This window comes from Streptomyces sp. NPDC058812 (assembly GCF_042744565.1).
Lineage (GTDB): Bacteria > Actinomycetota > Actinomycetes > Streptomycetales > Streptomycetaceae > Streptomyces > Streptomyces thinghirensis.
In genome coordinates this window covers 1-12152 of record NZ_JBHYOB010000042.1, presented here as the reverse complement: position 1 = coordinate 12152, position 12152 = coordinate 1, and the positions used below count along the sequence as shown (strand labels likewise).

General features: G+C 70.2%; 9 protein-coding genes. 6 read left to right on the top strand and 3 right to left on the bottom strand.

What is annotated here, in order from left to right; all coding sequences use genetic code 11:
• Positions 1–683 (bottom strand): beta-ketoacyl synthase N-terminal-like domain-containing protein (locus ACFW48_RS38080; protein ID WP_386323168.1); only part of this gene is annotated, 683 nt, incomplete at its 3' end.
• Positions 684–966: 283 nt separating this feature from the next.
• Between ACFW48_RS38080 and ACFW48_RS38075 the strand changes: the two genes are divergently transcribed.
• Genes ACFW48_RS38075 through ACFW48_RS38055 form a run of 5 tightly spaced genes read left to right on the top strand, consistent with a single transcriptional unit; the run spans position 967 to position 6541 of the window.
• Positions 967–1998, top strand: coding sequence for a 3-oxoacyl-ACP synthase III family protein (locus ACFW48_RS38075; RefSeq protein ID WP_360843929.1), 1032 nt, complete (start codon positions 967–969; stop codon positions 1996–1998).
• Positions 1999–2011: 13 nt separating this feature from the next.
• On the top strand, positions 2012–3937 hold the full coding sequence (locus tag ACFW48_RS38070) for an HAD-IIIC family phosphatase (protein ID WP_386323166.1): 1926 nt from the start codon (positions 2012–2014) through the stop codon (positions 3935–3937).
• Positions 3937–4164, top strand: a complete 228-nt coding sequence (locus ACFW48_RS38065; protein ID WP_059303111.1) for a hypothetical protein — start codon at positions 3937–3939, stop codon at positions 4162–4164. Before ACFW48_RS38070 ends, ACFW48_RS38065 begins: the two co-directional genes overlap by 1 nt.
• Positions 4161–5033 (top strand): thioesterase II family protein, encoded by an 873-nt coding sequence (locus ACFW48_RS38060; RefSeq protein WP_386323164.1) that lies wholly within the window; start codon positions 4161–4163, stop codon positions 5031–5033. Before ACFW48_RS38065 ends, ACFW48_RS38060 begins: the two co-directional genes overlap by 4 nt.
• The gene (locus ACFW48_RS38055) at positions 5030–6541 is read left to right on the top strand and encodes an FAD-dependent monooxygenase (RefSeq protein WP_386323162.1); all 1512 of its coding nucleotides are present in this window, start codon (positions 5030–5032) and stop codon (positions 6539–6541) included. The genes ACFW48_RS38060 and ACFW48_RS38055 overlap by 4 nt, the downstream gene beginning before the upstream one ends.
• A gap of 31 nt (positions 6542–6572) precedes the next feature.
• Here ACFW48_RS38055 and ACFW48_RS38050 read toward each other — a convergent pair whose 3' ends face one another.
• Both ACFW48_RS38050 and ACFW48_RS38045 read right to left on the bottom strand, forming a co-directional pair.
• On the bottom strand, positions 6573–7343 hold the full coding sequence (locus tag ACFW48_RS38050; protein ID WP_386323160.1) for a BTAD domain-containing putative transcriptional regulator: 771 nt from the start codon (positions 7341–7343) through the stop codon (positions 6573–6575).
• A 219-nt stretch (positions 7344–7562) separates the two neighbouring features.
• Entirely contained in the window at positions 7563–10376 is a 2814-nt protein-coding gene (locus ACFW48_RS38045) for an AAA family ATPase (protein ID WP_386323158.1), read from the bottom strand.
• Positions 10377–10728: 352 nt separating this feature from the next.
• Between ACFW48_RS38045 and ACFW48_RS38040 the strand changes: the two genes are divergently transcribed.
• Positions 10729–12152: type I polyketide synthase (locus tag ACFW48_RS38040; RefSeq protein ID WP_386323156.1), on the top strand; the 1424-nt coding region annotated here is incomplete at its 3' end.

Below are 12152 nucleotides of genomic sequence, written 5' to 3'. Positions count from 1 at the left end.
TCCCCGCCCCGCAGCGCCTGGGCGGCCAGGTGCAGGGCGACCAGCGACGACGAGCACGCCGTGTCCACCGTCACCGCCGGACCCTCAAGACCGAAGACGTACGAGACTCGACCGGATGCCACGCTTCCCGCGCTGCCGTTGACGACGTATCCGGCGAGTCCGTCGGGGAGTTCCGCGGAGTGCAGGCGGACGCCGTAGTCGTCGTACATGACACCGGCGAAGACGCCCGTGTCGCTGCCGCGGACCGAGGCGGGGTCGATGCCCGCGTGCTCGAACGCCTCCCACGCCGCCTCCAGCAGCAGCCGCTGCTGCGGATCCGTCGCCAGCGCCTCACGCGGGCTGATCCCGAAGAACCCGGCATCGAAACCGTCGGCCTCCTGGAGGAAGCCGCCGCTGCGGGCGTAGCAGGTGCCCGAGCTGTCGGGGTCGGGGTCGTACAGGGTGGTGAGGTCCCAGCCGCGGTCGGCCGGGAAGGGCGAGATGGCGTCCGTCTCCTCGGTCAGCAGCTCCCACAGGCCCTCGGGCGAGGTCACCCCGCCCGGCAGCCGGCAGCTCATCCCCACGATCGCGATCGGCTCCTTGGCGCGGGCCTCGGTCGTGCGCAGGCGCTCCCGGGTCTCGTGCAGCTCAGTGGTGACGCGCTTGAGGTAGTCGCGGAGCTTCGCTTCGTTCGTGTTCGCCATCTGCAGCCATTCCCTCGGGGCGGTCGTGGGGGGGGCGGTCGTGGGCCAGGAACTCGGGAGTGTCAGGAACGGGACGCCGTGGCGGCGCGGCCCCGCGGCATTGGCAACATCGCTGAGTCGGCTAAGGGACCCCTTGGTGGGCTCTAAAGCCCGGTGGGCGGCTCCGCGGGTTCTTAGGTCGGCTTAAGACCGGGTCCGGACGATGGGCCGGGCAGCGCCTCCGCTGCCGTGGCCCTGTGTGCCACCGCCCTTGTAAGTCATCACCACTGTGGGAGAGGACCGGATGGACGGCTCGGAGACTCGGATTCTTTCGGTCGGTACGGCCCTGCCCGGACCGCTCCTCGACAACGCCGCGTTGGCCCGGCGGTTCGGTATGGACGAGATCTGGGAGCAATGGATCGAGGCCTTCATCGGCGCGAGCACCCGACATCTCGCCGTCGACCTGGAGAGTGGGGAGGTGGTCTCCTCGCTGACGGAACTGGGGGAGACCGCCGCGCGGCGGGCGTTGGAGAACGCCGGCCTGGAGCCGGGTGACGTCGACGTGATGGTGCTCGGGACCGCGATGCCGGACCAGTTGATGCCGACGACGGTGAACATGATCGCCGACCGGCTCGGGATCAACGAGGTGCCGACGTACCAGCTCCAGTCGGGCTGCACGGGCGCGGTCCAGGCGATGGATCTGGGCCGGCAGATGCTCCTCACCCCTGGTCGGCGGCATGCGCTGGTGATCGGTGGCGAGGTCTGTGCGAAGCACTACGACCTGTCCGTCGACGTCAAGAAGCTGGCGCCGGACGAGTTGGTGAACCTGCTGCTGTTCGGGGACGCGGCCGGGGCCGCGGTGCTGACCACGGACGAGGCGCCGCAGAGCCTGGTGATCCGCGGGCTGATGAACCGGCTGACGGGCCTGGGGCGTCCGCCGGGCCAGACGGTGGACTGGTTCGGGCTGATCGACCGGGACTCGGCCCGGCAGGCGGTGAGTGAGGACTACAAGGCCATCGAGGAGTCCGTGCCGGTGATGTCGGCGGAGATCCTGCGGGAGCTGCTCGACGACCTGGGCTGGGCGGAGACCGATGTCGACTACCTGCTGCCGCCGCAGCTGTCGGTGAAGATGACCGACCGCATCGTCGAGGAGCTGAACGTACCGGGTGCGGAGGAGGTGAGCTGCGTGTCGGAGATCTCCAACACCGGTAACGCGCTGCCGTTCTTCCAGCTGGAACAGCTCATCCCCCAGATGGCCGAGGGCGACCGCGCCATCGGCATCGCGGTGGAGTCGAGCAAGTGGATCAAGGCCGGTTACGCCCTGGAGAAGGTCTGAGAGGTCGGCTCCCATGACTACGACAGCCATCCCCGAAAGTACGGACGCCTTCGCGGAGCTGCAGAAGCTGGGCGACGCCGACCGGCTCGTCGACGAGCTTCCGCGGGCTCTCGCCCTGGTGGGCTCGGTGAGCGAGGACGAACTGCCGCGGGCCGGGCGGCTGCTCGCCGGTCTCGACGAGGACCGGGTGGGGCGGGCCCACCCCGGGCTGCCGGCCGTGCGGATCGCGGTCACCGGGCACAGCACGCTCAATGCGCTGCTGCCCGCGTTGGTCGCGCAGTGTGCGCGGCACGGGTTGTGGACCCGGCCGCAGCTGTCCGACTTCGACAGTTACGTCTTCGACCTGACGGATCCGTCGAGCGAGCTGTACGCCCGCGATCCGGATCTCGCGCTGTGTGTGCTGGACGCCCGGGTGGTGCTGGACAAGCTGCCGAGCCCGTGGAGCGTGCAGGATCTGGCCGACGTCCTGGACGCGGAACTGGGTCTGCTGGAAGGGCTGGTGGCGCGGTTCGGTGCCACAGCGCGCGGCACGCTCGTGCTCAACACGCTGCCCCTGCCGCACGCGCTCACCGCCCAGTTGGTCGATCTGCGGTCACGGGCCCGGGCCGGCGCGCTGTGGCGGGAGGCGAACGCGCGGCTGCTGCGGCTGGTGGAGGAACACCCGCGGCTCGTGGTGCTGGATCTGGAGGCCGTGAACGACGCGGTGCGGGACCGGCCGACGGTCGCTGACACTCGGCTGAGCCTGTACGCGAAGGCGCATCTGTCGCCCGAGACGCTGGGCGCGTACGCGCGTGAGGCCGGCCATCTGGCCCGCGTGATCACGGGCCGGCTGCGCAAGTGCCTGGTCCTGGACCTGGACAACACGGTGTGGGGCGGTGTGCTGGGTGACGACGGGCCGGAGGGCATCGAGGTCGCCGACACCTACCGCGGTGAGGCGTTCCGCGCGTTCCAGCGGGTGGCGCGGCAGATCGCGTCGCAGGGCGTGCTGCTGGCGGCGGTGAGCAAGAACGACCTGGAGCCGGTGCGGGAGGTCCTGCGCGGGCATCCGGGGATGACACTGCACGAGGAGGACTTCGTCCGGGTCGTCGCCAACTGGCGTCCCAAGCACGAGAACCTGCGCGAGCTCGCGGGCGATCTCAACATCGGCGTCGACAGTTTCGTCTTCGTGGACGACAGCCCCTACGAGCGCGGTCTGGTGCGCCGGGAGCTGCCCGAGGTCGCCGTCGTCGATGTCGACGAGGAGCCGGCGCTGCACGGTGAACGGCTGTTGCGGGACGGCTGGTTCACCGTGCGGGAGCTGACCGGTGAGGACCTGATGCGTCCGGAGCGGTATCGGGACGAGCTGGTGCGCCGGGACTTCCTCAACGACTTCGACTCCCTCGACGACTATCTGCGGGAGCTTGGGGTGACGGTGCGGCTGGCCGCGGTCGGGGAACGGGAGGTGGCGCGGATCTCGCAGATCACGCTGCGCACCAACCAGTTCAACATGACCGGCCGTCGGCTCCAGCCGGAGGACGTGCGTGCGTGGTGCGCGGACCCGGTTCGGCTGCCGTTGGCCGTGCAGGCCTCGGACCGGTTCGGCGACAACGGCGTCGTGGGCGCGGTCTTCCTGCGTTTCGAGGGCCGCACCGCGGTGCTGGACAACTTCCTGCTCAGCTGCCGGGTGTTCTCGCGCGGGATCGAGCAGAGCTGTCTGTCGGCGGTGCTGCGGTACGCCAAGGACCGCGGTGCGCGGGAGGTGACCGGGAGTTACGTGCCCACGGCGAAGAACGGCAAGGTGGCGGACTTCTACGAGCGGGCGGGCTTCGTGGCGCTCGGCGCCGGCCCGCACGGGGCGACGTTCCGCCACGACCTCGGCGTGATCGCCGATCCGCCGGAGCATGTGGCGCTCGTCGAGGACTTCGGCGAGCACAGTCCGAGCGACGAGGGAGACAACTGATGCGCAGTGTGGACGAGTTCGTGTCACTGGTCAGCGTCGAGCTGGGCATTCCGGTGACGCGGGAGACCGTCGGTGTCCCGTTCGACGCGCTGCCGAAGTGGGACTCGGTGCATCTGCTGTCCCTGCTGGTGCTGATCGAGCGGGAGACGCAGCGGCGGATCGCCGTCCCGGACGCCTTGGAGTCGACGAGTCTGCTGGATCTGTACGAACTGGCGGTCACCCCGTGATCCCCCCGGTGCTGACGCCGCCGGGTGCCGACACCGCCATCCCGCCCGCACCGGTCGCCGGAGGCACCGCGACGGTGGAACCGAGTCCCTGGCTGACGGTGCGGCCCGGGGCGGAGGCCGGGCTGAGGCTGTTCTGCCTGCATCACGCGGGCGGCGCCGCGTCCTGGTTCCGGGACTGGCAGGCGCGGCTGGGGCCTGAGGTGCAGGTCCTGCCGGTGCAGTTGCCGGGCCGGGAGCGGCGGGTGCAGGAGCCCCGGGTGCGGGACATGGACGTGCTCGTGCGCGAGCTGGACCGGGAGCTGGACCCGTATCTGTCGCAGCCCGAGAGGCCGTACGCCCTGTACGGGCACAGCATGGGTGCCCTGGTCGCCTACCGGCTGGCGTGCCACCGGGCCGCCGAGGGCCGTTCGATGCCGGTGGTGCTGTTGGCGGGCGCTCATCCGGCGCCGCAGCGGCCGCAGCGGCTGCGGGAGGTGCCGGAGGCGTCCGAGGGCGAGCTGGTGGAGTGGCTGGTGGGCATCGGCGGGCTGTCCCGGCAGTTGCTGCACCACTCCGAGTGGCTGCGGTGGGCGTTGTCGCTGGTCCGGGACGACCTGGCGCTGTGTGCGAGCCATGATCCCGGGGACGTGGACCGGCTGCCGCTCCCGCTGCACGTGTTCACCGGCCATGACGATCCCCTGGTCACCGCCGGGGACGCGGAGGCCTGGGCCGAGCTGACGTCGGTCTCCTGCGACGTGCACCGACTGCCGGGCGGGCACTTCTTCCCGCGCGACGCCGGTGTGGACGACTTCTTCGACCGTCTGTCGGGCGTCCTGTCCCACAGGACGCCCTTCGATCACCGATCTCTTTCCGGAAGGACCTCTCCATGAATGCGAAGACGCCGATCGTCCCGGACCCGCCGATCGCGCCGGACCGTACGGTGGTGATCGCCGGCGGAGGTCCGACCGGCATGATGCTCGCGCACGAGCTGGGGCTCGCCGGTGTGCCGGCGATCGTCCTGGAGCGCGAGCATGTGATCGGTGACCACTCCCACAATCTCGGTGTGCATCCGCGGGCCGTCGAGGCCTTCGCACAGCGCGGCCTGCTGTCGGAGTTCGGCGACGACTTCGAGTCGTGGCCGAGGCTGCACTTCTCGATGCTGTGGCTGGACGTGCCCCGGTCCGGTGACGACTTCACCGTGATCATCGAGCAGCGCCTGCAGCAGGAGGTCCTCACCCGGCGTGCCGCCGAGCTGGGTGTGGAGGTGCGGCGCGGTCACGAGGTCGTGGGCGTGGAGCAGCGCTCGGACGGCGTCACGGTGACCGTGCGCTCGGGCGGCGAGGGCGGCGACGTCTACACGATCGAGTGCCGTTATCTGGTGGGCGCGGACGGCCCGCTCAGCACGACGCGGGAGGTCGCCGGGTTCGACTACGAGGAGAGCCCGCTGTCGTACTACGGCATCTTCGGTGACGTGAAGCTGCCGGAAGGTGCCGAGGCGGGCTTCGTCACAGACGTCAACTCCCGTGGGATCTTCTGCATCTGGCCGTTCAAGGAGAACGTCATCCGGGTCATGTCGATCGAGTTCGACACCCGGCCCGACGATCCCTCGACGCCGGTGACACTGGAGGAGCTGACGAGCAGCATCCGCCGTGTCACCGGCGAGGAGATGAAGTTCCACGAGCTGCGCTGGGCTCACCGGTACGGCGGTACGACCCTGCACGCGCGCGACTACCGCAAGGGCAACGTGTTCCTGGCCGGGGACGCCGCGCACAGGCATTTCGTGCACGCCAACCACGGCCACAACACCGGGATCCACGATGCCGTGAACCTGGGCTGGAAGCTCGGCGCCGACCTCAACGGGTGGGCTCCGCGGGAGCTGCTCGACAGCTACAGCGCCGAGCGGCACCCGGTGGGCGAGCGGGCGTGCGGGCACGGTCAGGCCCAGTTGGAGATCATGCACAGCATGGAACGGTCCCCGGGACTGCGCCGGCTGGTCGGTGAGCTGATCGAACTGGACGACGCGAACCGGCACTTCGTCACCCGGGTGACGAACGTGCGGTACCCGCTGTGGGACGCGGACGCGGCCGACGCGGCCCACCCGCTGCTGGGTGCCCGGGTCCCCGGCGCCCTTCTGGAGGCGGGCGGGGAGGACACGCACCCGCTGCACGCGGCGCGCGGTGTGCTTTTCGATCTGACGCCGGGCGGCGATGCCCCGGCCGCCGCGGTCGCCGCGGACTGGCGCGAGCGGGTGTCCGTCGTCCCGGCCGGGCCGGTGGAGGGCGTCGACGCCACGGCCCTGCTGGTACGCCCCGACGGGTTCGTGGCCTGGGTCGGCGTCGACGACGTCCTCAACGGGTTGACCGAGGCACTGATCAAGTGGTTCGGGCTGCCCGGCTGAGCGGCGGCACCCGCCGGCCGGCGGGGCGGGGTCACACCCTCGCCCCCCCGACCAGCAGAGCGGTGTCGGTGAGCACGGCCTGGTGCACGTCGCGCAGGGACTGGCAGGGTTCGAGGCCCAGTTCGCTGCGGAGGGTGTCCCGGGCCTTCTGGTACACGGCGAGTGCCTCGGCCCTGCGGTCCGAGCGGTACAGGGCGATCATCAGGTACCGGTAGAAGGCCTCGCGCAGCGGGTGGTCCGTGACCAGGGAGTAGAGCCGGCCGATGACCTCCCGGTGACGTTCGAGTTCGATGCTGGACTCGACCAGCAGTTCGATGCACTCCAGGCGGACTTCGTTGAGTCGCGCCGCGTAGCCGTAGATGATCGGGCCGTCGCACAGGTCCAGCAGGGCCGGTCCGCGCCACAGCGCGAGCGCCCTGCCCAGGACGTCGGCGGCCTCGCCGTGCCGGCCCTCCCGGGCGCGGCGCCGTCCCAGCTCGACTAGCTGCTGGAATTCACGGGCGTCGAATTCGTCCCCGGCCAGCGTGAGCATGTAGCCCTGCGGTGTGGTGACGATCGGGTTGCTGTCGCACCGCGAATTCTTGAGGGTCTTGCGGAGCTGGGATATATAGACGTGGAGTGCGGCGCTGGCCCTTCGTGGTGCCTTGTTTCCCCACAATTCGGAGATCAACCGACCTGACGGCACGGTTTCATTGACACTGGCGAGTAACGCCGTGAGCAGAGTCTCGACTTTACGGGCCCCGATGGTGACCACGCGCCCTTCGTCGACTATGCGTAGTGTCCCCAGGATCTCGTAGCGCATTTCGTTCCCCCATCTTGAGATCTTCAGGTGCTCAGTCGTACGTCTCATTGTCTCCATGCCCGCATGCGCGAGCCAACCCCACCCCTCCCCCTACAAACCCCTGAAGAGCCCCTGGCCAGAGGTTGCCGTCACGTTGCCGCCTCATCAACAAAGGAAAACCCCGGTATCTTCTACGGATACCGGGGTTTCCATGTTGCACTGCGGAGAAAAGACGCCTCATCAGGCAACCTGGTTGAGGGGAATCCTGAGCTGCGGCGGAAGATCCTGCCGGCGAGCGATGTTGAGTTTCCGATAGACACGTGTCAGATGTTGTTCAACCGTGCTCACCGTGACGTGCAGTTGTGCCGCGATCTCCCGATTGGTGTGTCCGAATGCCGCGAGCGCGGCCACGCGCCGTTCGGACTCGCTGAGCTTCGACTGGGCGTCGTTCTCGCCCTCGAAGCGCACACTGGGGCCGCGGAGCTGTTCGGCGAGTTCCACGGCTCCGCACTCCTGGGCGAGCCGCCAGGCCCGTTGCAGAACGGACTCGCTCAGGCTCCGGTCGCCGGTGCTGCGGTGCGCGTGGCCGAGATCGGCCAGTGCCCTGGCCAGTTCGTAGACGTTGCCGGACTTCTGCAGCTCCCCCACGGCGCGGGTCAGCAGCCGCCGCCGCATGGGGGCCTCGGCCGTCGAGGCGCGCAGGCGCAGGGTCATGCCCCGGGTGAGGGAGTTGCTGACCTCGACGCCGGAGGCCTGCTCGGTGATGAGCCGCTCGGCCTCGTTGTCCTCGCCCAGCCGCAGCCAGGCTTCGGCGGCGTCGATCCGCCAGGGGATCAGTCCCGGTTTGTCGATCCCCCAGGCGACCGTACGGCCCCCCACGCACAGGAAGTCGTCGAGGGCGGCCTGGGCGTGTCCGATGGCGAGGAGATAGCGACCCCGTGCACGCAGGTAGCCGAGTCCGTCGAGGGTGTGGTGGACGCGTTCGGGCAGGCGGCGGCCCAGGTGGCGGGCCGCCTCCTCGTAGCGTCCGGTCGCCGTGGCGGCCAGGATACGGCCGGCGACGGGGCCGGCGACGAAGACGCTGTCGGTGCCCATGGGGACGTCGGCCAGGGCCTCGGCGGCCTTCTGGTCGGCCTCGGCGAACCGGCCCTGGAGGAGCAGGACTTCGGCGTGGACGGCGTTCACGGCGGCCTGCCAGCCCGGCGCCCGGCGCCAGTCGGCCTCCTCGCTCAGGGTCTCGCACCAGCGGGCCGCCGCGTCGGTGCGGTCGGCGAAGGCGAAGGCCTTGACGGCGTTCAGCATGCCGGGCAGCCCCATGTCGCTGATGTGGGACCGGGCACTGAGGGAGCTGCCGGCCACCCGGGGCGCGGGCCCGTCGCCGGTGCCCCAGCCCGGCAGGGTCCACAGTCCCGTCGTGACCAGCAACGCGGGTTCGGCGGCGCCGTGCGCGAGGCTGACCCACAGCTCCCGCTCGGCCTCGTCCAGGGCGACGGTGGGCCGCGCGCCCCGCGGGGGGCCCGGGCGCCGGGGGGTGTGGTGCGTCCGGTCCACGACGGGCGCCTCCCGGACCTTTCTGAGTACGGTCCGGCCCCGGGCCACGGCCGCACCCAGCCGCCGTACGGTCAGGGCGCTCTCGGTGACGTATCCCCGGGCGCGCGCCATCCGGGCCAGGCTTTCCAGGGAGAGCGCCGGCAGGTCGTGGCGGCGCGCGACGGCGAGGGCCTGGTCGAGGAGGGGTTCGGCCGCCGTGGGGTCGACGCGGTGGACGACTTCGGCGAGCCGGATCTGGATCTCGGCGCGTCGCGCGTCGTCGTGGCACCTGTCCAGCGCGGCTTCCAGATAGCGGACGGCCTTCGCGGCAAGGTCCCCGCCGAGGGCGCTCTCCGCGGCCTCCACCAGCACCTGCAAGCCCCACGCGGGCCCGTCCTCACCGCAGGCCACGAGGTGGTCCGCGACGACCGGAACGGCCTCGCCCTCGTCGCGCAGGAGTTCCGCGGCCCGCCCGTGCAGCATGGCGAGCCGCTCGGCCGGGAAGGCCTCGCGAACAGCTCTCTCGACGGCGGCGTGCCGGAAGGATGTGCCGGTGACGAGACCGGCGGCGCGCAGACAGGCGACGCCCTGTTCGGCGGTGTGCCGGTCCATCTCCAGCAGCCGGCTGATCCGGGGCACGGAGACCGAGGGGCCGAGTACGGCGAAGGCGGCCGCCGCGTCGGCGATGTCGGGGCCGCTCACCGCGAGGCAGGCGTGCACGGCCTGGGCGAAAGGGCCTCCCCGGTGTAATCGCAAAGGGCTGTCGATGCGCTCCGCGGCGCGCTCCCTGCGGAATTCCTCGATCGCGGCGCGCACCAGAAGGGGATTGCCGCCGCTGAGCGCGCACAGTTCGTCCACGGCGCGGCTCGACGCCGCGGTGTCGGGCTGGTCGTCCACCAGACGCCTCACACCTGCCCGGCCGAGGAGGCCCACGGCCAGCCGCACGAACGCCGGCTGGCGCAGCATCTCCGCCTCGAACAGGCTGTCCTGCGGCTTCTGATGCAGGGGAATCGTCAGCAGAAAGGATACCCGTGATCCGCGCGAACGGCGCAACAGGTACTTCAGGAAGTGCAGGGACACGTCGTCGACGTGATGGAGATCGTCCACGGCGATGACGACGGGACGGGACTTGGCGAGTTCACTCAAGGAGAGGAAAACGCTGTGCATCAGCGGCGGCCAGCGCACGTCGTCGACCTGGAATTCCCGCGGGCCGTCCGCCGCGTATTCCGTGGCTACTCGCACCAGTTCCGCCAGTCTGGTACCGGCCTCGTCGGGAATGCCCACGTCTTCCATCAGCTGGCGCATTATCCCGAAGGGGAGCCTGCGTTCCTCGTGCGAGCCGGTGGCCGCGAGCACCAACCCACCGCGGCGCGCGGCTTCTTCGACACCCATGTGCAGCAACTGGCTTTTGCCGCACCCCACGGGGCCCTCGATGAGTATGACGGTGTTCCGGGGACGTCGTTCCGAGTCGACGAACATCTCCGCCAAGGTACGTACTTCGGCGTCGCGTTCGATGAACCTCATGAACACCCCTCCGCGATACGAGTCCGTGGACACGTCCACAACGGCACCCGGTGCCCTCGGAACGTCCTAGGCAACGTACCACGATAATCTGTCAGGAGCTGACAACTCTTGAGTAAGGCAACCGTCAAGACGCACGTGATCAGTCACAGCATGTGAGGAATTCGGAATTCGCTCTTCCTGATGTCCCGCCCTGCACCCGGGCGCCCGCGTCACGCATCGGCTTTAGGGCCCGCCAAGGCCCTCTTTGGCCCCCCGGCGGACCCTGCTCAGGTCGGTCGACGCATCTGTCGGACCAAGATCGCCGCGCCCGCGCGCGGTAGCCAAGTCCTCCTCAGATCAAGGACGGTTGAGCGTGAACTCCAGTGTGCCCGGACTCCCCGCGACCTCTGCCGAAGAGGCGAACCGAGACCCGCGTCTGCGAGCGATCGCCGTCATCGGCATGTCCTGCCGGCTGCCACAGGCGCGCGACCTGGACGCCTACTGGCAGCTGCTGCGCTCCGGGACGAACGCCATCACGGAGACACCGTCGACGCGTTGGGACGCCGAGGCGCTCCACGACCGCGAGTTCGCCACCCCGGGCAAGGTGACCACCCGGTATGGCGGGTATCTCGACGACGCCGACGTCCGCGGCTTCGACGCGGCCTTCTTCGGCATCAGCCCCCGCGAGGCCCAGGCCATGGACCCGCAGCAGCGCATACTGCTCGAACTGGCCTGGGAAGCGCTGGAGGACGCCCGGGTCGTCCCCGCGAGCCTCGACGCCACCGCGACCGGCGTCTTCGTGGGGTCCATGTGGGACGACTACACCACCCTGCTGCGCGACAACGGACTGGAGTCCATCACGCGGCACAGCCTCATCGGCACCCAGCGCAGCGTCCTCGCCAACCGCATCTCCTACCACCTGGGTCTGACCGGCCCCAGCCTCACCGTCGACAGCGGCCAGTCCTCCAGCCTCGTCGCCGTGCACCTGGCTGTGGAGAGCCTGCGCCGCGGCGAGTCCTCCCTCGCCATCGCGGCCGGTGTCACCCTCAACCTAGTCCCGGAGAGCACCGTCACGGCCGGCAAGCTCGGGGGCCTCTCCCCCGACGGCCGCTGCTACACCTTCGACTCCCGCGCCAACGGCTACATCCGCGGCGAGGGTTGCGGCGTGATCGTCCTCAAGCCTCTCGCCCAGGCGCTGGCCGACAACGACCCGATCCACTGTGTGATCCGCGGCAGCGCCGTCAACAACGACGGGGGCGGCGCGAGCATCGCGACACCGCGCGCCGACGCCCAGGAGCGCGTCCTCCGACTCGCCTACGCCGACGCCCAAGTGCCCGCCGACCAGGTGCAGTACGTCGAACTCCACGGCACCGGCACTCCCGTGGGCGACCCCGTGGAAGCGGCGGCCCTCGGCGCCACGCTGGGCGGTGAGCGCGACGCCGACGACCCGCTGCACGTCGGCTCCGTCAAGACGAACATCGGTCATCTGGAGAGCGCCGCCGGGATCGCCGGGCTGATCAAGACGGCGCTCAGCATCAAGCACCGGACCCTCCCGCCCAGCCTCAACTACGAGTCGCCCAATCCGCACATCCCCCTCGACGAACTGCGGCTGCGGGTCCGGACCGAGACCGGTGCCTGGCCGCATCCCGAGCGGTCACTGATCGCCGGTGTGTCGTCGTGGGGCATGGGCGGCACAAACGCGCACGTCATCCTGGAACAGGCGCCCGCCGAGGAGCCCCGTGAGGTGGCCGGGGAGGTGCCGCAGGGGCCGGTGGTGTGGCCGCTGTCGGCGAAGAC